Origin of the sequence: Paenibacillus sp. FSL W8-0186 (assembly GCF_037969765.1) — a bacterium.
Lineage (GTDB): Bacteria > Bacillota > Bacilli > Paenibacillales > Paenibacillaceae > Fontibacillus > Fontibacillus woosongensis.
In genome coordinates this window covers 976,588-998,993 of record NZ_CP150207.1, presented here as the reverse complement: position 1 = coordinate 998,993, position 22,406 = coordinate 976,588, and the positions used below count along the sequence as shown (strand labels likewise).

At 48.7% G+C, this 22,406-nt stretch carries 20 protein-coding genes and 1 pseudogene; 7 read left to right on the top strand and 14 right to left on the bottom strand.

The features are described 5' to 3' along the window. Positions 1–366: 366 nt before the first annotated feature. Entirely contained in the window at positions 367–771 is a 405-nt protein-coding gene (locus MKX50_RS04235; protein WP_339158497.1) for a GntR family transcriptional regulator, read from the top strand. Next, entirely contained in the window at positions 771–1,868 is a 1,098-nt protein-coding gene (locus MKX50_RS04230) for a DUF5808 domain-containing protein (protein WP_213595030.1), read from the top strand. The genes MKX50_RS04235 and MKX50_RS04230 overlap by 1 nt, the downstream gene beginning before the upstream one ends. A 252-nt stretch (positions 1,869–2,120) precedes the next feature. Here the strand turns inward: MKX50_RS04230 and MKX50_RS04225 are convergent, their stop codons facing one another. Next, complete coding sequence (locus MKX50_RS04225) at positions 2,121–2,867, bottom strand: IclR family transcriptional regulator (RefSeq protein WP_213595028.1); 747 nt, start codon at positions 2,865–2,867, stop codon at positions 2,121–2,123. A gap of 249 nt (positions 2,868–3,116) precedes the next feature. Here MKX50_RS04225 and MKX50_RS04220 point away from each other — a divergent pair, with 249 nt between their 5' ends. Both MKX50_RS04220 and MKX50_RS04215 read left to right on the top strand, forming a co-directional pair. Further along, on the top strand, positions 3,117–4,121 hold the full coding sequence (locus tag MKX50_RS04220; RefSeq protein WP_213595026.1) for an alpha/beta fold hydrolase: 1,005 nt from the start codon (positions 3,117–3,119) through the stop codon (positions 4,119–4,121). A 96-nt stretch (positions 4,122–4,217) separates the two neighbouring features. Continuing rightward, positions 4,218–5,471 carry a Fe-Mn family superoxide dismutase gene (locus MKX50_RS04215; protein WP_213595024.1) on the top strand — a complete coding sequence of 418 codons (1,254 nt, stop codon included), beginning with the start codon at positions 4,218–4,220 and terminating at the stop codon, positions 5,469–5,471. A gap of 74 nt (positions 5,472–5,545) precedes the next feature. Here MKX50_RS04215 and MKX50_RS04210 read toward each other — a convergent pair whose 3' ends face one another. From MKX50_RS04210 to MKX50_RS04195, 4 genes are all read right to left on the bottom strand, one after another. After that, positions 5,546–8,035, bottom strand: coding sequence for an FtsX-like permease family protein (locus MKX50_RS04210; RefSeq protein ID WP_213595022.1), 2,490 nt, complete (start codon positions 8,033–8,035; stop codon positions 5,546–5,548). Further along, complete coding sequence (locus MKX50_RS04205; protein WP_339158496.1) at positions 8,032–8,793, bottom strand: ABC transporter ATP-binding protein; 762 nt, start codon at positions 8,791–8,793, stop codon at positions 8,032–8,034. Before MKX50_RS04205 ends, MKX50_RS04210 begins: the two co-directional genes overlap by 4 nt. 243 nt (positions 8,794–9,036) lie before the next feature. Further along, positions 9,037–10,104, bottom strand: a complete 1,068-nt coding sequence (locus MKX50_RS04200) for a bifunctional 3-deoxy-7-phosphoheptulonate synthase/chorismate mutase (protein WP_155611918.1) — start codon at positions 10,102–10,104, stop codon at positions 9,037–9,039. Positions 10,105–10,510: 406 nt separating this feature from the next. Further along, a complete protein-coding gene (locus tag MKX50_RS04195; protein ID WP_339158495.1) occupies positions 10,511–11,734 on the bottom strand; it encodes a DUF418 domain-containing protein in 1,224 nt (407 codons plus the stop codon). A gap of 163 nt (positions 11,735–11,897) precedes the next feature. On the opposite strand from MKX50_RS04195, the gene MKX50_RS04190 reads away from it, so the two are divergent. Next, on the top strand, positions 11,898–12,593 hold the full coding sequence (locus MKX50_RS04190; protein ID WP_213595014.1) for a response regulator transcription factor: 696 nt from the start codon (positions 11,898–11,900) through the stop codon (positions 12,591–12,593). Next, on the top strand, positions 12,590–14,056 hold the full coding sequence (locus tag MKX50_RS04185; RefSeq protein ID WP_213595012.1) for a HAMP domain-containing sensor histidine kinase: 1,467 nt from the start codon (positions 12,590–12,592) through the stop codon (positions 14,054–14,056). Before MKX50_RS04190 ends, MKX50_RS04185 begins: the two co-directional genes overlap by 4 nt. A 122-nt stretch (positions 14,057–14,178) precedes the next feature. On the opposite strand, the gene folE is transcribed toward MKX50_RS04185, so the two are convergent. From folE to MKX50_RS04150, 7 genes and pseudogenes are all read right to left on the bottom strand, one after another. Next, positions 14,179–14,772, bottom strand: coding sequence for a GTP cyclohydrolase I FolE (folE, locus tag MKX50_RS04180; RefSeq protein WP_213595010.1), 594 nt, complete (start codon positions 14,770–14,772; stop codon positions 14,179–14,181). 70 nt (positions 14,773–14,842) lie between these two features. Next, positions 14,843–15,076: a YneF family protein gene (locus MKX50_RS04175; RefSeq protein ID WP_213595008.1), complete on the bottom strand. Its 234-nt coding sequence runs from the start codon at positions 15,074–15,076 to the stop codon at positions 14,843–14,845. A 116-nt stretch (positions 15,077–15,192) separates the two neighbouring features. Further along, entirely contained in the window at positions 15,193–16,227 is a 1,035-nt protein-coding gene (locus MKX50_RS04170; RefSeq protein ID WP_339158494.1) for an HD domain-containing phosphohydrolase, read from the bottom strand. Between the two features lie 23 nt (positions 16,228–16,250). Next, positions 16,251–18,016 (bottom strand): annotated as a pseudogene (queG, locus tag MKX50_RS04165) (tRNA epoxyqueuosine(34) reductase QueG). A 64-nt stretch (positions 18,017–18,080) separates the two neighbouring features. Next, on the bottom strand, positions 18,081–18,521 hold the full coding sequence (gene rnhA / locus MKX50_RS04160) for a ribonuclease HI (RefSeq protein WP_213595002.1): 441 nt from the start codon (positions 18,519–18,521) through the stop codon (positions 18,081–18,083). A 25-nt stretch (positions 18,522–18,546) separates the two neighbouring features. After that, positions 18,547–19,209, bottom strand: coding sequence for a signal peptidase I (gene lepB / locus MKX50_RS04155; protein ID WP_213595000.1), 663 nt, complete (start codon positions 19,207–19,209; stop codon positions 18,547–18,549). A gap of 199 nt (positions 19,210–19,408) precedes the next feature. Continuing rightward, a complete protein-coding gene (locus MKX50_RS04150; protein WP_155611909.1) occupies positions 19,409–19,840 on the bottom strand; it encodes a GNAT family N-acetyltransferase in 432 nt (143 codons plus the stop codon). A 527-nt stretch (positions 19,841–20,367) separates the two neighbouring features. Here MKX50_RS04150 and MKX50_RS04145 point away from each other — a divergent pair. Continuing rightward, positions 20,368–20,559 (top strand): hypothetical protein, encoded by a 192-nt coding sequence (locus tag MKX50_RS04145; protein WP_339158493.1) that lies wholly within the window; start codon positions 20,368–20,370, stop codon positions 20,557–20,559. 162 nt (positions 20,560–20,721) lie between these two features. On the opposite strand, the gene mutY is transcribed toward MKX50_RS04145, so the two are convergent. Together mutY and acpS are read right to left on the bottom strand one after the other, a co-directional pair. Further along, entirely contained in the window at positions 20,722–21,912 is a 1,191-nt protein-coding gene (gene mutY, locus MKX50_RS04140) for an A/G-specific adenine glycosylase (protein WP_339158492.1), read from the bottom strand. 19 nt (positions 21,913–21,931) lie between these two features. Beyond that, a complete protein-coding gene (gene acpS, locus MKX50_RS04135) occupies positions 21,932–22,324 on the bottom strand; it encodes a holo-ACP synthase (protein WP_213595105.1) in 393 nt (130 codons plus the stop codon). Positions 22,325–22,406: the final 82 nt, after the last annotated feature.

The following is a 22,406-nucleotide window of genomic DNA, read 5'->3' as shown; positions in this document are numbered from 1 at the left end:
ATACGCTCGGTAATCTGATATGCTCGGTGATCGGGTACGAGATCAGGCACGTCAGTGATCGGTACGCTCAGCGATCCAGTACGCTTAATGATCCGGGCACCTGATCGGTTGACCAGCTTCTTAGGAATCAAGGCACCGAAAGCACAGGTAGCTGCGCGCGGCACATCAGTGATCCGGCATGCCGGGGATCCGTTATCATCGTCGCTAGTAGTACGACATTCGAGCAGTAGTGCAACTACAGTTTATGAGAACGCCAGAATATTAAAGAACCGTCCAGTCCGACCGTCTATTTTTCAATAACTATTGTGTATATTCGTTTTAACTGTTATATTATATGTATAACAGTTATCAGATGGAGGTGCCATTTTGATTATAGAGCTGGATATGCAGTCGGATGTTCCTATTTACACACAGCTGGTCAATCAGATTATCGAAGGGATTGCCAGCGGACGATTGAAGCTCGGAGAGCCGCTCCCCTCGGTTCGGAGCTTGGCCTCGGATATTGGCATCAATCTTCATACCGTAAACAAGGCGTACACCCTGCTGAAGCAGGACGGATACATTCAGGTGCATCGGCAGCGCGGGGTCGTCGTTGATCCGGATGGCATGCCTCCAGTCACAGAGGAATTCATGGCCAAGCAGCACAGCCAACTGAAGCCGATCGTCGCCGAAGCGATATGCCGGGGAATGGATAAACAGCAGTTAATGGATTTGGTAGAGCGAATCCATCAGGAAATCACCGAAACCGACAACGAAAAGGAGAATGCATAATGCCTATTTTATTTACGCTTATGCTTGTATTAATGTTTATTCCCATCGTAGCCTCTCTTGCTTTCATGCCCTATCTGACACGTGAGACGATAAGCTTCGGGATTTCGGTCAGCGAGGAAACCTTTCGCAGCGAACAGCTTCGCCGGATGCGCAAGCAATATGCGACAATCAGCCTAGTTATTTATATTCCGCTGCTTTTTGCCGGACTTTATGCTTCCATGCAAAGCAATACGACGCTTCAAGGAACCCTGCTCGGCGTTGTCATCAGTTTAATCGCAGTGATATCGATCGCGCTTAATATACTCTTTCATTTCAAAATGAAGAAAATCAAGGCTTCCCTCCCCGCAGCGGCTAAAGGAAAAACGGTGCTTGCCGTCGATACCTCCTTCCACCGCCAGAAGCTGGTTCTTTCGAATAAATGGTTCTTTATCCATGTAGGCCTGACATTGGCCAGCACGGCTGCTGCGCTCTTCAATTACGATCGATTCCCTGAGCAGATTGCCCTAAAATTCGATATGCAGGGCAACGTGATCAACAGTGCGGCCAAATCTTATACTACCGTGTTATTCCCTAACATCATGCAATTGTTAATCATCGCCATCTTTATCTTTGTGAATTGGAGTATTCTGCGGAGCAAGCAGCAGCTTAGCGCCGGAGATCCCGAGCGTTCGGTCCGGCAAAATGCGGTCTTCCGCCGCCGCTGGTCGATGTTCACCGTGTTGTCCGGCCTAGCTATGGTCAGCCTGTTCTCATTCATCCAGCTGAATATGATATACCAGCTTGAGAGCAGCATCATCTTGCTTGTCAGCCTGCTCATCCCAATCTTTGTCGTGTTGTTCGCTGTCGCTCTCTCCTTTACAACGGGACAGGGAGGCAGCCGGGTCGCACGCTCAGAGACCGGATCTCCGGTACAGCCGGTCAACGACGATGCTCAATGGAAGCTTGGCTTTATTTACTATAATCCGAACGACCCCTCGTTTTTCGTGGAAAAAAGATTCGGCATCGGCTGGACGCTCAACTTCGCCCACCCGATGGTCTGGCTCGTATTTCTAGGCATCATCATCGTCATCGCCCTTCCTGCCTTCCTTGGCCAGTAGGGTGGTACCGCGTGAAGCAGTAGATGATCGGCACAGGAGGCACAGGAGGCGCAAGCCGCTACAGACACGCTAGAATAACGTGAAACTATGATCCCGCTGTTTCAGACCACTGACTTCTCGTAAAACATCACAAAAAAGGGAGAGGCCCTAAGGCCTCTCCTTTCTTTCATACTATCTAGCGTTGACCCATTGCACCGGATAGCGGCAACAATTTCGACGCACGCATCAATAACATCCATGATCTACAGGATGTTAGGCATGAATCATCATGCCCATATCCCGCGCCGCTTCGATCAGCACGGGGCCAAATTCGATCAGCGTGTCCGGCGACAACCGACTGACCGGACCCGAGACGGATAAGGCTGCCGCCACCTTGCCGTTTCGATCGAAGATCGGCGCCGCCACCGCTGCAGCTCCGGGCTCCCGCTCCTCGTAGCTCGTCGCAAAACCAAGCTGGCGAATCTCCTGAAGCTGAGCCACGTATTGGCCTTTATCCACGGCTGCGGGCCAATCAGGGCTGTCCAGCACGGCTTGCAGCACCGATTCATCGGCGTAGGCGACCAACACCTTGCTGGACGCCCCGACGTACAGCGGCAGTCTCGCACCGACCGCAGCGACCCTGCGGATCGCTTGGTTGCTCTGAACAGCCTGGATTCTCAGCCGGTCCGTACCATCCCGCAAATACAGGCTGACCGTCTCTCCGAGCCGGTCGCGAAGCTGTTCCATTTGCGGAAGCAGTAGAACAGCCGGATCATCATTATGCGATAAATGCGCGGACAGCTCCCATATTTTTAGGCCAAGCCGATATTTTTCCGTAGCATTGTCCCGAATGACGAACCCCTTCTCCTCCAACGTTGTCATCAGCCGGTGAACCGTACTTTTATGCAGACCGATGCTGCTGGCGATTTCCGTTAAACTAAACTCATTCCCTTTCGTAAAGCACATTAATATATCAAGCGCCCGCTCTACCGCGCGCACGGTTAGTTTACGGTCTTCCACACGACCTCACCTCTCCATAAGTTTCACTACGTGAAACGTGGTTACATAAATTATATGTAATCCATTCCCGCTCGTCAATGCACCGAGTCATGCTTTAACAGGCTATTATTGACTTTACCGAACCTGTTGCCTTACGATTATTCTATATGATTCGTCCACATTCGACAGAAACTGCGAAGTCACTCTAGTCTTTGATCTCGGAGCCATACCGAGCATATATTGTATGAATACGACTAGGAGGGGAAGAACATGAGTCCATCAACCCGGAGTGATCTTCCCTTAAATACAGGGTTAAAGACGGACACTCCAACACCATCGATCGATGTACTGACTGCACGTCATGTCAGCCTCAAACATATTCTAGTGGCACTGTTATTATCCGCATTATTTTTTCTGCTGTTCTGTTTTATTGTGCTGCATGGCTATATTGCCTGGGTATTGTCCAACCCGAATGTGGCTCCGCTCTATTCCAATCCAAAGCTGTCCAAGAACCTGGCTTATGAGGATGTCCTCTTCCAGGCAGCCGACGGCAGCCGCATGATGCAGGGCTGGTACATTCCTGCAGAGAATTCCCGCAAAACTATCGTCTTCAGCCATGGATACGGTGCTAATCGTGAGGAGCCCTGGGTCCCCATGTATGATCTTGCGCATTATGCCAATCGGCTGAACTACAACGTCCTGATGTTTGATTACGGGTTTGCCTCCCAGAAGAGCAAAGAGGTCGCCACCGGCGGTAAAAAAGAAGCCGAGCAATTGCTTGGGGCCATCAACCTGGCCAAACAGCGAGGCGCTGATGAAATCGTCGTATGGGGATTTTCGATGGGCGCAGGTACGGCTCTGCAAGCCGCATTGACGAGCAAAGACATCGACGGGATGATTCTCGACAGTACCTTCCTGTTGGAGCCGGATACGATGTATCATAATATCCGTCAGCATATTGACCTGCCACGGCGTCCCTCGCTGGAAATCATCGGCATGCTGCTCCCGGTGCTCAACGGCACTAGCATGCGCCAGATTCCGTATACAGAGGTCAAATCAATGGATTACCCCTTCCCGACTCTGTTCATTCACGGAACCGAAGACGAGAAGGCGCCTTATCCAATAGCTGAAAAACTGGCCGAAAATCAAACCAACGAGGCATCTGAGGTATGGATTGTCGAAGGCTCCCATCATGAAATGATTTTTCGGGAGCACCCCAAAGATTATTTGCGCAAAGTGTCCTCATTCCTTAGCCGGATAGAATCCGCTAAGTAACTTAAACCGATCAGGCTCGCATAACCAACAAGCATAAGCCAGGCCTTCATTCACATAAACTGCTAATGGCGATTAAACGTGAAGGAGGCTAACCCGATGCTATTGGTTTACGGGCCTTATTTGCCTGTCCGCATCCTTGAGGAAATCCGCTTCTGGAAGCAGCAGGAAAGCGAGCATACGGATGTAATCAAAGCGATCGTTCCCGGACTGGAGCCGGGCTACGTCCAGTTATTGGATGATTGGAAAATCGTACTGGAGGAAACAACGCACGTGGCCAATCAATTGCTCAAGTACGCACTGTCCTCCCCAGAGGCCGCTTGCGATCCGAAATTGGTCCAGCAGACGGAACGTTTATTGGATACAGCGTTCCGGCAGTCCCGAGAATTCATAAGACAGCTTTATTACATTTTGGAATACAGCGCTGCGGTCAAATCCGTTCCGTTAGCAAAAACGGTGCTGCTCCACATTATCCGCGAATCCGAATACTTCCTGGGAGTGCTCGAGACACTAAATTCTCCTGGGGCTATAAAGCGGAACATGGAAGAGCTGCCCGCCATAACCGACCTGCAAGAGACTACCGCTTTACCATACCAGCCGTTTAGTATCGAAGAACCGTTCTCGAATGATTCGGCCGCTTCCTCATCAGACGAATTCGATTCCACAGTCCAGAACAGTGTATTCCTCAGCCCCGTCCCTGACCAATCCCGCAAATCCGGCGACGGTCCGGTGCCGATCGGCGGACATACTCTCCCTCCCCTGCCCTACGCCTACAACGCTTTAGAGCCGCATATCGATGAGAAAACCGTACGAATCCATCACGACATTCATCATAAGAGCTACGTCGATAATTTGAACAAGGCCGAGAAGAAGCTTCAAGAAGCCCGTAAGTCGGGCAACTTCGACCTAGTCAAGCACTGGGAACGGGAGCTGGCCTTTAACGGGGCAGGCCATTATCTCCATACCATTTACTGGGATACGATGAACCCTCAAGGAGGCGGTAAGCCCGAGGGCGACCTAGCCGAGCAAATCCGCAGGGATTTCGGCAGCTATGACGCCTTCAAAAATCAGTTCACCAATGCCGCCGATAAAGTAGAAGGCGGTGGCTGGGCCATTCTCGTTTGGAGTCCGCGTGCTCACCGGCTGGAAATTCTGATGGCCGAGAAGCATCAGAATTTATCACAATGGGATGTGGTTCCCCTGCTGCCGATTGACGTCTGGGAGCATTCCTATTACCTGAAGCACCAGAATGAGCGGGCCAAATACATCGCAAACTGGTGGCAGGTCGTCTACTGGCCGGAGGTCGCCGAACGCTTCGCAAAGGCGAGCAAGCTGAAGTGGCAGCCTTTTTAATGGATATTCAACAAACAAAATGGCTGCCTCTCGGAACGCTATCCGAAAAGCAGCCTGTTTTCTTCTTCTTAACTTTACCCTTCCTGGGTGATTTCATGCGGCAAGCTTCTGCGGCCAATATAAATAGAATACGGCCATAACACTAAAATGACTGCGCCTGTTACGGTAACTGCGAGTATTCCCATCGCCTGATAATTAATATAAATCCCCACTGGATCAATTAACATCAGACTATATGTTAATAGCACCCCAATTACCGCCCCTAGCAGCAAACCAATGGAAATATATAATATCACCTGGGTTAAAATAACCCTAATTATTCCGCTACGAGTTACGGATAAAGTCCGAAGAATCGCCAACTCTTTGCGCTTATTGTGGATATTATTAACCAAAGAATTTATAACGCCCATTAATACACTTGCCAGCATGACAACTAGTACAATAATGAATAAGGACCAGCGTTGGTAAAACATTTGTTTGGATTGTTCCATTGTCTGCTCATAATAATCAATCTGAATTCCAGGGAATTGCCCCTTTAATGTTTCTAATTGACCAATAACCTGCTCGACCGGCTGAGACACACTAATAAACATTCTATCTAAGACTGTAAATTCCCATAAGTAAGTCTCATTGCTCCAATCAATAAGCATGTCACCAAGAGAGCCTGGTAATTTCTTTACTATTCCTGCCACTGTAACTTGACCTGTTGGAATAATTTTTTGCATTGCATCAGAATACATTCCAAGCTCTAATATATCTCCTTCCCTAATGTCATATTGCGATGCAAATTTCTGGGTAATATAAACATTATCATTTGAATTACTATCATAGTTTGGTAATAGATCTTGCTTGATCATTTCTTTCAAATCTGCTAAAGAATATGTGAAAGATACGTAACTCCCATCATGCATCAATCTTATCGAGCTATAAGAACTTAGCGTACTAGCCTTTATAACGCCCTCAACCTTAATCGCAGCAGATTTTAGATCTGTATAGTTAATTAAGGAGGGATCATTAAACCGACTTGTAATAACAATATCTGTGGGATAATTTCCCCGTATATAGTTTGCTTCATTTCTCTGTATCGTTGACATTAGGGTTGATCCAACAACAGCAATCATCATTGTCAAACTCAAAATCAATATGACGAATGTATTTTTCCTCACTTGAGGAATTACATTCTTAACTGCAACGAAGGATACTTTACCAAATAAACGTTGAATCAAAGGCAGTAAACGAATCAATAGCGGTGACAGATAGAACGGAAACAATATAAAAACACCTAATATCAAGAATAATAATCCTAATAGGATAAGTAAAACCTGACTATCAGCAGAGGCAAGAACTTTACCAAAGAGCAGGAAAAATAACCCCGCAAAAATAATTATTCTTCCAAATATACGTCGCATATTCGAAAATGAAAAGTCAGCCTGCTCATTACTTTGCATCATTTTCAGCGGCAATATTCTACTACCACGATATGCCGGTATTAACATAAATAGTTCTAGTATAGCTATACTTATCACCAGAACAATAAGGGCTAAACTATTGTTAAAAATAAGAGCTTCAACTGAGATATTAAACAACTGCTCAAACCATATCTGTGAGTAATTAATTGCGATAAAAGCGGCTATATATCCTAATGTTCCCCCCAATAAATTAATAATTGAGCATTGAATAAAAATAATTTTAAATAGATCATGGGTTACTGCACCCATGGAACGCATAATCGCGAATTGCTGCTTATATTTGTATAAATATGTCTGAAAATTAGATATGATTAATAGTGCGGTAATGAATACTACTAATAAAGACAGTAAGGTGATGTATATCCGCAAGGATTGAAAATTAGCCTTAATATCCGGCTCCTCTTCAATAATATCTATTCTTAATGTTTGGTCGATTTGCCGAAGCCATCTAGCTATCTCATAAGAGTTCACCTTAGGCTGATTTTTAATCAAAACATAGGACGATTCATTTACAACACCTGTTTGAGCATACTTCAATTCCTTAAAGGTGCTCCTCGGTATAATAAGAATGTCTGATACGGGTCCCCAGCCTTTTATATCATCTAATATTTCTTTTACTATAAAATCTCTACTTTCGACTTTTAAGGACTGACCTACCGTAATATTTAGTGCTTCGGCAAGCCCAGCATTTATAATCGCTTCATTATCGGAAATAGACTCAGTAAAGTGGTATCTACTTTTAACAAGGTCATCAGATTCAGCTCCTACGGTGTATACATCGTCTTGAAGTAAATCAACCCGTAAGCGATCTATTAATACAGGAGATGATTGCTCTATTCCTGGAATTGATGTGATTTGATTCAATAGCTTTAAATCAATTTGTCTTCCTTGCTCTAGGTTAAAGCCGACCATTATATCCATATTTCCATATAATTTTTTTATTTCATCACGGTAAGATTGAGTGGCATTAGAAACAAATATTGTCATAACCAAAATAATGGATACCGCAATTGTTACACTAAAAACCGATGAAATAGAAACGAAACGATTTGTTTTAAAAAAACGGAATGCTATGCCATAAATAGACCTTATCATGATGCTCTCTCCATAATGCTTCTTAACTTATCCATGATGCAGTCCATGTCTGCTTCTTCAGTATTTTTGACGTATGTATCTACTATCTCGCCATCATGAAAAAACAATATCCGATCCCCGTAGGCGGCGACATTTGCATCATGCGTAACGAGAATAATACTTTGGTTCAACTGCCTTTTCATCTCTATCAATACATTTAAAATTTCTCTTGATGTATTAAAGTCTAAATTTCCAGTTGGCTCATCCGCAAGTATGATTGGCGGCCTCATTATAAGTGATCTGCCGATAGCAACCCGTTGCTGCTGTCCACCGGAAAGTTGCATAGGCCGTTGCTTTCTCCATGAAGTTAACCCAACTAAATCAAGCATTTCATTCACTTTTCTTTTTATTTCCGAACCGCCAGCTCCCTTAAGTATTAATGGCAAAGCTATATTTTCTTCAAGCGATAAATCTTTTAGTAAGTGAAATGATTGAAATATAAAACCTATATTTTCACTTCGGTACTGGGTAGCATACGGCTCCATAAACATTTTGTCTTGGAGAACGCCGTTTAAGGAAATTTTTCCCTGATCAGGACTATCGAGCGCACCAATGATTTGTAGAAGAGTACTTTTTCCAGAGCCGCTTGTCCCCATAACAACCAGAAGTTCACCTCTGTTTAAATCGAAAGTAATATCTTTTAGTGCTGATATGCGATTTTCAGCAGCAGTATACGTTTTACATAAATTATTAACTGACAATAATGTATTGTTATCCATACTTCACCTCATCAGAACTATGGTCCATACCATGTTGAACACCTTCTTGAAATCCGGAATATCCAACAATAACCTTTTTATCATTTGATTAACAGTTTGCATTATTTCTTCAAAAATGTAAATATTGCCACTAGCTTCGTAATGGAAAAAACCCGCCTCTACGTTTAGAGGCGGGTTGAACCTGCCTCTACGTTTAGAGGCGGGTTGAACCTGCGTTACCACTTCATCTTTATTGCACAATGTTTACAGCAAACCCGACTTCCTCACGCTTGCCAGGAAATCATGGAATTCCGGAATATTCAGCTGCTGCGCCGCATCAGAGAGCGCTGTTGCCGGATCAGGATGCACCTCAACCATGACACCGTCTGCGCCTGCAGCTAGAGCCGCTCTGGCACAAGGGGCCAGGATGTCTTTGCGCCCTGTGGAATGCGTCACATCCACGAGCACCGGAAGATGCGTTTCTTGCTTCAGAATCGGCACCGCCGAGATGTCCAAGGTGTTTCTCGTAGCCTTCTCGTACGTCCGTATGCCGCGTTCAATTAGCATGACCTGCGTATTACCGCGGGAAACGATGTATTCCGCAGCGTGTACGAATTCATCGATCGTAGCCGCGAGACCACGCTTCAGCAGCACTGGCGTCCGAACGTTGCCTGCCGCTTTTAGCAGCTCAAAGTTCTGCATGTTCCGCGCACCAATCTGAATGACGTCAATGTATTCGCACGCAAGCTCAATATGCGCTGGGTCCACGATTTCGCTAATCGTCTTCAGCCCGAACTCGGACGCCACGTCCTTCAGAATTTTCAGGCCATCGATGCCCAAGCCCTGAAAATCGTAGGGCGATGTTCTCGGTTTAAACGCACCGCCGCGCATGACCGTCATCCCCGCTTGCTTCAAGGCCGCTGCAACCTGGCGCACTTGTTCATAGCTTTCAACCGAGCACGGCCCTGCAATCATTACCGGTGTGCCGCCGCCAATCACCGTGCTGCCCAGCTGAACCAGCGTATCTTCCTGCTTCTTCTTCCGGCTGACGAGCAGATGCTTCTTATGATCGACCTGCTGCAGCTTTAACGATGCCTGAAAAATCTGTTTAAATAAATGACGTACCGTTTCATTATCGAAAGGACCTTCGTTATGCTCCACCAGAGCATCCAGCATTTTTTTCTCGCGTACCGGATCAAAAGCAGGAACGCCCTGTTTTTGCTTCTCCTGACCGATCTCCTGGGCGATCCGCGCCCGCTCCGACAACAGTTCCAGCAGCTGCAGATTCACGGAATCCAGCTCTGATCTTAATTGTTCCAAACGTTGACTCATTTACATTCTCCTCTCCCCATTTTCCAGTGTATAAAACAAAAAGACCCCCGCCCGGAAAGGGACGAGGAGTCGTGGTACCACCCTTATTAGATATGCCGAAATAAGCAGGCACATCTCACTTGAACCTCTTAACGCAAGGGTTACGGGTAAACCTACTCTCTGCACGAAGCATGCAGATTATCAGCCTACCAGCTCCGGAATGAACTTCAGCGGAGAACCTTCGCCCGGGCGCTCTCAGTCGGTGGCAGCCCTTTCCTGTCAGGAACGTTCTTTCACTTACTCTTTCCATCATCGCTTGTTTGAACATATTGTGTTGATGAATTTAGAAGCATTGTATTACACCCCGGAACAAAATTGCAAGGCTTTTATTTAAAGCTTAGGTGCTTTGATGCAGTGAAGATTTAATTCATGGTGCTTCATGAACAGAAGCAGCCTTCCCTTTCTCGCCTCGATTCAGCGGATTTCCCCAATAAGTGAACAGGCGCCAAACATATTCGAGAGGTCCGATCGGAAGCCAATTGAACCAGACCCGGCTAAATACCGCTTGCAGAGCAAAAATGCCGACAGCAATTAACATTTGCAAGACTGGCTCGATCTTTCCATACCATCCCAGACCGTAGCTGTAAAAGATCAATCCGCAAAGGACCGATTGAAGCAGATAGTTTGTGAAGGCCATTTTCCCAGGGTAGGAAAACCAATGGAGTACCTTTTTCCAGAGTTTGTGTTGATATAAAAGTGCAAATGTTCCGATATAGGCCAGAGCTAAGAGCGGCGCCCCTACGAACAATGCTGCCGCCTCGCCCCAGAACGGAAGCCCTTTCTTCGTCAGTGATATAACGAGCTGAAGCACAAGACCTACGCTTCCGCCAATGAGAACCAGTCGGAGTATTCCCTTCCGGTTCTCCTGAATCTTATGCAAGAATCGGCGTTTGCAGAAGTAGGCGCCCATCAAGAACATGCCTAGTATTTGCGGGTAAAAGAGCAGCATATTAAAGATGGAGCCAATAAAATCATTCACCCGCTGAATGGTCATCTGGGCAACGGTCCCCTCGCCGTATATGGCCGCATCCCGTTCTTGGTAATAGACTCCTATCTGACGGGCATCCGCTTGGCTCATCGGCTCAAGCGCTTGGCCTGCAGTGCTGCTCAACAGACTGGCGCCCGTCACGAGGACGGGAACGATCAACAGCAGGATCAGAGACCAAATCAGCATCGTTCTCGGCTTGCAGCGCTGAAACAGCATAAGGAGAAAGCCCATCAGCGCATAGTGTGTCAGAATGTCTCCATACCAGATGAAGATTCCATGGAGCAAACCGAACAATAATAAAGCCGTTAATCTCCGGAAATAAATGCGGTTGAAGCTTCTTCCTTTGGCCTGACTGCTCTCCTGCAGCAATACCATGCCAAAACCAAACAAGAAAGAAAAAATGAGTACAAATTTGCCGTTAATGACAATCCCCCGCAGCAGCATTGCCAGCTCATTATACCAGCCAGACCATAAATCAACCCCATATGAGATCGTCTGAAGCGACGTTGTGAAAAAGGTGACGTTGACCAGAATGATTCCTAAAAGTGCAAATCCCCTTAAGCTGTCTATCAGCTCTATTCTTGATTGTGATTTCATTGCCATCCTCGTGCCTCCTTATCATGATGCCTTCAGGTTAAGATACAATCATAAAGAAAGGATAAAGATCTACAAATTGGACTAATTCGACTTTCTTTATTTATTCTTTAGAATTGACGTGTACAATAACAAGATGGACCTTTTTATAGCTAGTTTCTGGAGGGTGTAAATGAATATGGCAAACGAAACGATCCTATTGGTAGATGATGAAGAAGAAATCATTGCTTTTATACAAGATGCGCTGGAGCTTGAAGGCTATCGCGTACTTACGGCCGGTAACGGGCGGGATGCCTTAATCCAGAGCCAACAGCAGCCCTCGCTGATCATTCTCGATGTGATGATGCCTGAGATGAACGGCATTGAAGTATGCGAGCAGCTTAGGGAAACGACGCAATGTCCCATTGTGTTTCTGAGCGCCTGTCAGAGTGAAGTGGACCGTATTCGGGGGCTGGCCGCGGGCGGGGATGATTATCTGCTCAAGCCCTTCAGCCTCGCAGAATTAAAGGCCAGAATCCATGCCCATCTGCGGAGAGAACAGAGAATCCATATGCAAAAAGAACAAGGCGTCCTTCGGTTTCCATCTCTGACGATCGATTGCAAGGGACATACCGTGAACTGTAATGGACATAACATCGCCCTTACGAATAAGGAGTATCAGATCGTAGAATTGTTAGCCATGCATCAGGGGCAGGTTTTTTCTCGAGAACAAATCTATGAGAAGTTATGGGGTTTTGACGCAGAGGGTGACGATTCCACAATCACGGAGCATATCAAGAAAATCCGGGCCAAGCTGGCTGCCCATGCACAAGACCGTACCTATATTCAAACCGTCTGGGGCATCGGCTACAAGTGGGATCCCAAATGACCAAGCAACGCTCCATAAAAAATACGTTTGCCCGACACTTCGTCTCCATTCTAGCCTGCAGCTTGCTGGCTACATTTATCACCTGGGGAATTCTCGTGCTGCTGCTTGGCTACTTGTTCAATCATGACAATTTGTTCCCGGCGAATCATTACGAAGCGCAAATCCCCGTCATTTCAGAGTACGCGAAAACCCAAGGCGATTCCATCATGAGCACGCAGGGACAAGCGGGGCTGGAAAAGGTAATCCCCTCACAGGGCATAAACTACCTAGTTGTGTCGCCTGCGGGTGAAATCTTATACGGGGATCTTCAAATAACAGAATCACTTAACCGGCAGAAGCTCCTGGCACGCTTGAACCAGACGCACAGCAGCCTCGATCAATTCGTTAAATATATACCGGTGATGTCCCGGAACGGAGAATTCATAGGCGCTCTTCTGCTGGGATATCACCTGAAAGTGACGGCAGCCAATCCAGCGCTTAACCCCATCGTAACCTTTGGATTCCTGACTTTTTTCCTATCGCCATTTCTATATATCATCTTGTTCACCTTCATATTCGGTAGGCGGTTCAGCCGGATGATCAACGCTCCATTACAGCAGCTTCTGCAAGGAGCCGAGATGATTAAAGCGCAAAATTTACGCTTTTCCATGACCGGGACTTCACCCATAACGGAAGTAAACCGTTTGACGAATGCTTTTGAAGACATGCGGCAGGAGCTGGAGCATTCCATTGAGCGGGAATGGAGAATGGAAAAAGAAAGAAGTACCATGTTTGCAGCGCTCGCTCACGATTTGCGTACGCCGCTTACGATTATTCAAGGGCATGTCGAGGGGATGGAACAAATGGAGGGAGAAGCTTATGCGGACAAAAGAGCACAATATCTGCAGGTTATCCGGCGCAACACCATCCGCGCTTCAAAACTCCTGCAGGATATGAACACCATTGCGGAGCTTGAGAAGATGTCGTTTCGGCTCCAGCCGCTTCCAGTGGACATTGAAGAATTTGCGGACCATAAAACCGTGGAATATGCCGCCTTATGCAAGGATAAGAATATAACTTTCGATACTGAGATTAACGATTACCGAACGGTCAACAATCCTGTCATCTTCGATCCGTATCGCATCATTCAGGTCCTCGATAACCTCGTGTCGAACAGCATCCGGTATACGCCTGAAGCCGGACGGATTCAATGGCGCATCGAAATTACCGGGCAGCAGGTGATGATGTCTATCACGGATAATGGAGCAGGGTTTGCACAGCCGCAGGATCTGCAACAGGCATTCAAGCAGTTTTATCAGGGGAATCACTCATCCTCCAGGCAAAAAGGACACTCGGGGCTTGGTTTATATATCGCCAAGCTGCTGATTCAGCATCATGGAGGACAGATTTGCGCCGAGAACAATCCAGCTTGCGGGGCGACGGTACGCTTTACCCTCCCGCTTCAAGACACATATCCAAACTAAATAAAGAAGGCATCCTTAGAGGATAACGAAATGCGTTGAATTAACAAATTTAAAAGGAAACAAAAAAACACGCCATGAAGGCGTGTTTTGTTTTTAGGGTTTTGAGCTAGAGCAACCGTTCACTATTCCTTAATCAGCGACAAAAACTCTGCTCTAGAAGCTGCATCAGAACGGAACGTTCCCCGTACGGCCGAGGTCACCGTCTTGCTTCCCGGCTTCTTAATGCCGCGGGCACACATGCAGAGATGCTCGCCTTCCACGACGACCATCACACCTTGCGGCTTAAGAACCTCGTCCATAATGTCGGCGATTTGCGACGTAATGCGCTCCTGTACCTGCAGTCTGCGGGTGACCGCCTCCACCAAACGGGCCAGTTTGCTAAGTCCGGCGATTCTGCCGCTCGGGATATAGCCGATATGCACCTTGCCGAAGAAAGGGGCCGTGTGGTGCTCGCATTGACTGTAGTACACGATATCCTTTACGATTACGAGTTCTTCATGGTTCTCCTCGAACGTAACTCCAAGCACATCGCGAGGATCCACTTCGTAACCGCCGTATATTTCTTCGTACATCCGGGCTACCCGTGCCGGTGTATCGATAAGGCCTTCCCGCTCAACATCTTCACCAATCAGCTTCAATATTTCGCGGACATGGTGTTCAATTTTCTCCCGGTTGGCTCCAACCTGAGTATTTACATAATCTTTGACGCCTGCCACTCGCGCCTCCTCCTTCCTGTTCTCCCTATCCAGGGAGCAGAGTGTGTCTGTCGTAAAAATAGACTACCTATTATTTCTTCTTCCGGCGGCCTTGCGGCTGCGTCATGCCCTGCTTCTTCATCATTTGCTGAGCGCGCTGCATTTGCTGCCCGTTCAAATTGTAGCCCATTTGCTTCGCCATCTTCTGAAGCATTTGCGGATCATTCTGCATCTTCATCAATTGTTGGCGCAAATAGAATACGCCAATGAAGAAACCGCCGACCAAGCCGACGATAAGTGTAATAATAGGAATTACGTAATTCATGGTTCAGCCACCCCTGTATTGTGATCAAATGTTTCATTCTTGTTGTGGTATGCTTTCAGTACCTCAAGATATAATATCATTTCCGCAACATACCTAGCAAATGAATCTTTAAAAATTTAAGCCAATACCGCTTCGATAAAAGTCGTCGTCTCTACGGCAAGGTCAACTTCCTTGACCTCGATATCTTCTCCTGAGCCGAAAATGACGCGAACAACCGGACGTCCGGGCAATCCCCGATGCTGCCGCACTACGACGCCAGTCTCCTTTGTCGATAGGCGCACGGAAGTTCCGTTCGGATAAACCGAGACGATTCTTGTAAATTCGACAAGCACCTCATGATCCAGCTCCTTCTCGGAGAAGGCCATCAATTGTTCGCACGCTTCATGAGGAAGCATAGGGCGGCCATTGCTGCCGCCACCGCCAATCAGATTATCATACCGGTTTGCCACAGCTACAATTTTAGCAAAAAGATGAATGTCATCGCTTTCCAGCCCGCGCGGCAGACCGCTGCCGTCCAAGCATTCGTGATGCTGAAGAGCGGTGTGCGCGATCAGCAGACTGAACTCGCGCTTATTTTTCAACACCTCGAAGCCTCTCCAGGTATGGTGATCTTCCATCCCACTCCCGAATGCCCCTTCCGCCAATGGATTCGCTTTACCGATATCATGCAGCAAAGCTCCGATCGCCAGATCCTTAAGCTGGGAGTAATTCAGCCCCATATTAAGCCCGATCATTGAGGACAGCAGGCATACGTTCACCGCGTGAATGTAATCGTTATTATCCGCAGTGCGAATATCCGTCAACTGAAGCAGCACGCCCCGGTGATTCAAAATATCCTCCAGCAGTGTGTCCACGCTGACGCTGACTTTTCTCGTACTCCAGTCCTTGCCGGACCTTACCGCCTCCAGCGTATGGCTCATTTCCTTGAAGACCGCGCCTTTCGTCGATTCGCTGAGCACTTCTTCCGCCTCAATGTCCTCGAAATTCGGATCTTTAATGTAGATCATGGTTACTCCGATGCGCTTCAGCGTCGTAATCATGTAGACCGTAAGCTGGATTCCAGCCGACAGTAGCACCGTCCCGTTGGAAGAATATACAGTCTTGCCAAGGTACTGCCCCGGTTCGATATCCTCAACACTCATGAATCTCATGAATTAATCCCCCTTAGCGATCGTTATTCGCCTGATGTCGTCAATGCACAATCATGATGCTGGCGCTCTAAAGAGAGCAGGCTTTCTTTGATGGATAATCCCCCTCCGTAACCGACAAGCGCTCCGCCTGAGCCGATAACGCGATGACAAGGAACAACGATAGGCAGCGGATTTTTATTATTTGCGCCGCCAACAGCCCGAACAGCCTTGGGCTGGCCGATCTGCTCGGCAATCGACTTATAAGAGACGGCTGCGCCATACGGAATATCCAGCAGGGCTTTCCATACTTTTTGCTGGAATTCTGTGCCTCGCATGTCCAATGCAAGGCCGAAGCTATGCCGTTTCCCGGCGAAGTATTCGCCAAGCTGGGCTATGGCCGGAGCCAGCGGCTCCTCGACATTCACATACTCAGCACCCGAATAGTAGCGGTTTGCCCATGTTCCGAGAAAATCCGCCCGGTCCGCGTACGAGCCAAATTCAATATGGCATAGTCCCTGGTCGCTACCGCAAAGGGTAAGCATGCCGATGGGCGAGTCCATCTCCGCATAGTACAAGCGGACCTTTTTCACTTCATCCGAATTCACTCCATCCCATCCTCCCGTTTTACTTCGTTCTCCTGCAGCACTTCCAATGCTTTCTGCAGGTATGCTAGCACCTCTTCGTCCTTTTCGGCAGTTACGGCCTGGGTAATTGCTTGAAGCGCTTCCTCTCCGCCGATCCGGCTCAAAGCCCAAGCTGCCGTTCCTCTCAATACCGGCCTGGAATCATTTCGCATGATATCTATTAATTTCGGCACGGCGGCCTGATCTTTGAAGTTACCCAGCGCGATCACCGCGTTCCGCTGGATCGGCTTCTTCCCTCTCCAGGCGGCAGCGCTGGAGCCAAAGCGTTCCTTGAACTCCCGGTTGCTCAGATCAAGGATTGGGAGAAGCAGCGGCTTCACCGTTTCCGGATCAGGCTGCAGCTCTGGCCGATGATTCCACGACTTGCCCTTGTTCTTCGGACATACCATCTGACAGGTATCGCAGCCATACAGACGGTTGCCGATCTTCCTCATGAACTCGTCTTCAAGGAAGCCCTTCGTTTGGGTCAGAAAAGAGATGCACCGCTGCGCATTCAGCTCGCCGGGTCCCACCAGGGCGCCCGTCGGACAGGAGTCGATGCACTTCGTGCATTCGCCGCAGTCCTCGGTTACAGGAGTATCCGGCTCAAACGGAATATTCGTAATCAGCTCGCCGAGGTAAATCCAAGAGCCCCATTTCGGCGAAATGACCATACAATTCTTCGCCTTAAAGCCGATACCGGCCCGCTCGGCCACGGCACGGTCCACCAGTGCTCCCGTATCTACCATGCTTTCGATACGGGCTCCTTCTACCCTCTCCTTGATGAACTCCTCCAGCCGGGCCATTGCCTCACGCAGCACGGTGTGATAATCCTGGCCCCAAGCTGATCTGGCCAGAATCCCCCGGCGAAGGCCTGGCTCCGACTTCGGTGGATTGTTGAGCTTGGAAGGATAGGCTACCGCAATAGAAATCAAGGAAGCCGGCCGTTCCAGCGACAACTCAGGGTATATCCTTTTATGGATGTCAGGTTCCTCAAACCCGGATTCATAACCTTTAGCCCGGCGATCGAGAAGCACATTTTTTAATGATAGGAACGGATCGGCCGAGGCGAATCCGATATCATCGATTCCCATGGAATATGCGGCGTCCTTAATCTCCTGCTTCAGCTTGGCCCAGCCCTGTGAACTGTTCTGCTTCCCTTCAGCAATAGGTCGCGCTTCCGTCATCTCCGATCCCTCCTTAGATGTAATAGCCAAGTACTCCGCATTCCCGCGTTCTGTCCCGCCTCATTTACCGGGACATTCGCTTGATCGCTTCCCTCGCCAAGAAGTCACAGTGGTTATTCAGCTCATTATCGCTGTGTCCCTTGACCTTGATATATTCAACCTGATGAATCTGCATCAGGCGCCATAATTCCTGCCACAGCTCCTGGTTCTCGACCGGCTGGTTTTTGCTGTTCTTCCAGCCATTTCTCAGCCAGTTGCGAATCCATCCCTGCTTAAAGCAATTGACGACATAGGCAGAATCGCTGTATACCTTCACAAGGCACGGCTCCTTCAGCTGCTCCAATGCCGAAATGACCGCTTGGATTTCCATGCGGTTATTCGTCGTCATCGGCTCGCCGCCAGATAGCTCCTTACGATGGCCGTTATACATCAATATGGCTCCCCAGCCCCCGGGGCCTGGATTTCCGGAGCAGGCTCCATCGGTATAAATCGTAATCTCCTTCACGGGATATCCTCCAACCTACTGTATTTTACAAACCTCTTATTTTAGTCACCGGCCAGAACACGAATTCTGCGCGGCCGACGATGTCCTTCTTCTGCACACTGCCGAAGCTGCGGCTGTCCTTGCTGCGACCGTAGCGGCGATTGTCTCCCATCACGAAATATTCGTTCTCGCCCAGCCTTATTTCCGCGAAATCCCGATCCTCGATCTGCACATCGGTATAAGGCTCGTTCAGAGCTTGTCCGTTCACGTACAGGACATGGTCGCGAATTTCCACCGTTTCGCCAGGGGCAGCAATAACCCGTTTGACAAGGTAATGCTTCTTATCAGGCCCGGTGCTGGGATCTTTGAGCACAACGATATCACCGCTGCGTGGTGATGAGAAGTAATAAACGATTTTGTCGACGAATAACCGCTCCTGCTCTTCCAGTGTCGGCTGCATCGATTCACCCTTCACCATCGACAGGTTAAACACGAACATATTCAGCAGGAGCATTATGATAAATGCAATTGCGGCCGTCTTGCCCAAGTCCCACAGCTCACGAACCCATTTGTTCTGAAGAACGGGCGGAGCAGATTTCTCAGCTGCACGCCCCTTGGCTTCCGTGTAATCCTCGTCAACCTCAGCTCGCTTGCGAACATACTCTGGATGGTCCGTATCCCGGTGCTCCGGTAAATTGACTGGCTTCATACTGCACCTCTTCTATATCGTAATCCATTGAATTCATGTAAATCCATGCCTAAAAACGACCTGCTTATCAAAAATAAGGCATAATAATAGAAAAGCATATCTATCGCCCAATTGCAACGGACGGAAGATATGCTTCATCATCACATGAGATCATTATCCAATTTAACCGCAGGGCGGCATTGGATTTATTTATAGAACCTTACAGCGAACGGACTGCTGCGATACCCAAATTATGGAACGCTTCCAGAAACTTGCTTGCTCCGTATCCCATCGCTTCATACAGCGGCATAACAGCCTTATTGTGTTCATCGCCAGCTACAACGATCCGGCGAACGTTGCGCTGCTGGAACCGCTGCTCCATAGCGCTAACCAGCCTCTTGCCATACCCTTGACGACGGTATTCGGGATGAACCGCAGTCCGATAAATGCAGCCTAGATTTTGATCGATCGTCCCGATTAAGACCCCCACGATTTCCTCTTCGGCTTCCGCAACCATGATTAATTCCGAATCCCAGGACAATTGTCTGGCAAAAGCCCGCTTAGTGTCTTCGTAGCACTGCTCTGACAAGGATACCTGCAGAAGCTCCATCACTTGATTGGCATCACTCAACTGGAAGGAACGAATACGCATGCTATGATCTCCCTTTTCCTTTGCTTTGATAGAATCATGTAAAACACACGGTCCATTTTTAACATCCAACGAATAATTAAATCTAGACAAAAACCGAGGAAAAACTCCTTACTTGTCCATTAAACCATAATAATCAGGGAAATACACCATTTTTCTTCTGAAAGCGCTTTATATTAAGCGTTTACATTATTTATCGATAAAATTAATGCTAATACTGGAAATGTAAGTGCATAAAAAAGGGATCTGCCAGAAATAGGTTTTGTTATAGCGGGGTTAATTCTAAGGGGGATATTGCTATTTTCAGAGAGTTCTTAAACGGAAAATTAACAAAAGAATTATAAACAAGTTCAATTCAGGAAAGACCTGCCACACGCCACACATTATATCATATTGACAGGGATAACGGGGCATTTTGCAGCCTTTTTTCCTTCGCCTGAAATACCGATTGAAAAACGGCGCTTCGGGTAATCTTAAAATATATGACCCTGAAAGGAGGTATAACATTGACCGATGACACGTTACGACCGTTGACCAATGACCCGCAAGAACTGCTTGCGGCCAAGCAGGAGGCTGACAAGCAAAAGTTGCAATTCACCAGCTTCGTACGCAGCGTTAGCGGCGATGCTCCAACAGAAAAAGGACAGGTCGTTGAGCCGCAGCACCGGGAAACCGACCAACAGAACAATATGAAGGACGTCGAGAACCGGATGCTTGAATAGCCGGGTTTGCCAGAACATGCAAGCTCCGACATCATTCGACACTAACTGGCACATATACTGCTGCCCACAGCCAAACCAAGAAATAGCTAACGTTCACCATCAATAACCCGCATACACAAAAGCAGGCCAAGAACGTTCCCGATTCCTGGTCTGCTTTTATAGTTACTTCTGCTGTTTATCATTGAAATATTGATGAAGAATCTTTAAGAATACATTGGGAAAAGCGAGTTCCTCCATATCCTCAAGCGTAATCCAGCGATACTCCTCAGCCCGCTCCCCTTCATCATATGCAGCCTTGGGCTCCGCCACCGCCAGCTCGGCAAAGCCGGCCAACGCGCTCAAGGCGGCGGCTTCCTGGAAGCGGAACACGCGCATATACCAATGGATATGGCTGAAAATATGCTCCGCCGTCATAAACGGCCCTTCTGGCCGGACGTACGCGCCCTCCTCGGCCAGCGTTCCCGCCAGTCGGCTCATCGCCGCGCCATCCGGCAAATCGGCACCCTCGCTAGGCTTCGCGGCCGCCAGCACATGGGGCAGCTCCCACATCCGCGCGAGCAGCCCCGTATCCGGCCGCCGGCGTACGAGCACCCGTCCCTCCCGATCTCCTTCGCCCTCCACGAGGGCGGCGATCCGATGCTCGGGACGCGGCGGCTTCGCCTTGCTCTTCACCGGCAGGCGAAGCTCGGCGCCTTCCAGGCGCGCCGAGCAATGCGCCATGACCGGGCATGTCAGGCATTGCGGAGCCTTCGGGGTGCATACCAGCGCCCCCAGCTCCATTAACGCCTGATTGAAATCAGCAGCCCGGCCTGCCGGAATAAGCGACGCCGCGAGCCCTTCCATCAGCGCCCGCGTTCCCGTCTTCATGATATCCTCTTCGATGAAGAAATACCGGGATAGCACGCGCATTACATTTCCGTCGACGGCGGGCTCCGGCTGATCGAAGGCGATGCTAAGGATCGCCCCGGTCGTATACGGGCCGACTCCCTTAAGCGCCGCGACAGACGCCTTGTCGCGCGGCACCTGGCCGCCGTGGCGCTCCATCACCTGGCGGGCGGCCGCCTGCAAATTCCGGGCCCGGGAATAATAGCCGAGTCCTTCCCAGCATTTCAGCACGTCCTCCTCCGGCGCTTCGGCCAAGCTCGCTATCGTCGGAAAACGCTCAATGAACCGGTGGAAATACGGAATGACCGTATCCACGCGGGTCTGCTGCAGCATAATCTCCGATATCCAAATATAATAGGGATCGCGATGCCTGCGCCACGGCAGATCCCGCTTCGAACGTTCATACCAGGACAGCAGCTCCGTGCTGAAATACGTTCTGCTCTCCTCGCTCCATTTTTCTTCGATCATCCAGTAGCTCTCCCCTTCGTTACACTCTCTCTACAACGACGAATGCCGAAGCCAGCTGGCGCTCATGCGTGATGCTGAGATGCACGGCATAGCCTGCCGGACCTTCAGCCAGACCGAGACGCTGCCATGCTTCCTGCGTCAATACGACATGAGGTTTCCCCTGAACATCCGGCAGAATGGACATGTCCGCGAAGCCAAGCACACTGCCGATGCCGCAGCCAAAAGCTTTGCTGATGGCCTCTTTGGCCGCGAACCGGCCGGCCAGAAATTCCGCCGGACGCGATATGCTGCCAGGCAGCTTCTGCTCGTCCGGAGTCAGCACGCGCTTCAGCAGCCTGTCCCCCGAGGCTCCGTCTAGTATTTTACGAACCCGATCTATTTCAACCACATCATGGCCTATGCCATATATCAACGACATCACTTCCTTCAAAAAAGGCTGTATTCGCAGTCCGCTCAGCGGTCTCACGAAATCCCTTCCCAATTGTAACAGGGAA

What these genes read in the sequence shown, in the direction of transcription:
- MKX50_RS04230 (WP_213595030.1), top strand. Translation starts at nt 771, where the DNA reads ATGCCTATTTTATTTACGCTTATGCTTGTATTAATGTTTATTCCCATC.
- MKX50_RS04220 (WP_213595026.1), top strand. Translation starts at nt 3,117, where the DNA reads ATGAGTCCATCAACCCGGAGTGATCTTCCCTTAAATACAGGGTTAAAG.
- MKX50_RS04215 (WP_213595024.1), top strand. Translation starts at nt 4,218, where the DNA reads ATGCTATTGGTTTACGGGCCTTATTTGCCTGTCCGCATCCTTGAGGAA.
- MKX50_RS04210 (WP_213595022.1), bottom strand. Translation starts at nt 8,035, where the DNA reads ATGATAAGGTCTATTTATGGCATAGCATTCCGTTTTTTTAAAACAAAT.
- MKX50_RS04205 (WP_339158496.1), bottom strand. Translation starts at nt 8,793, where the DNA reads ATGGATAACAATACATTATTGTCAGTTAATAATTTATGTAAAACGTAT.
- MKX50_RS04200 (WP_155611918.1), bottom strand. Translation starts at nt 10,104, where the DNA reads ATGAGTCAACGTTTGGAACAATTAAGATCAGAGCTGGATTCCGTGAAT.
- MKX50_RS04195 (WP_339158495.1), bottom strand. Translation starts at nt 11,734, where the DNA reads ATGGCAATGAAATCACAATCAAGAATAGAGCTGATAGACAGCTTAAGG.
- MKX50_RS04190 (WP_213595014.1), top strand. Translation starts at nt 11,898, where the DNA reads ATGAATATGGCAAACGAAACGATCCTATTGGTAGATGATGAAGAAGAA.
- MKX50_RS04185 (WP_213595012.1), top strand. Translation starts at nt 12,590, where the DNA reads ATGACCAAGCAACGCTCCATAAAAAATACGTTTGCCCGACACTTCGTC.
- MKX50_RS04175 (WP_213595008.1), bottom strand. Translation starts at nt 15,076, where the DNA reads ATGAATTACGTAATTCCTATTATTACACTTATCGTCGGCTTGGTCGGC.
- MKX50_RS04170 (WP_339158494.1), bottom strand. Translation starts at nt 16,227, where the DNA reads ATGAGATTCATGAGTGTTGAGGATATCGAACCGGGGCAGTACCTTGGC.
- lepB (WP_213595000.1), bottom strand. Translation starts at nt 19,209, where the DNA reads ATGAAGCCAGTCAATTTACCGGAGCACCGGGATACGGACCATCCAGAG.
- MKX50_RS04150 (WP_155611909.1), bottom strand. Translation starts at nt 19,840, where the DNA reads ATGCGTATTCGTTCCTTCCAGTTGAGTGATGCCAATCAAGTGATGGAG.
- mutY (WP_339158492.1), bottom strand. Translation starts at nt 21,912, where the DNA reads ATGATCGAAGAAAAATGGAGCGAGGAGAGCAGAACGTATTTCAGCACG.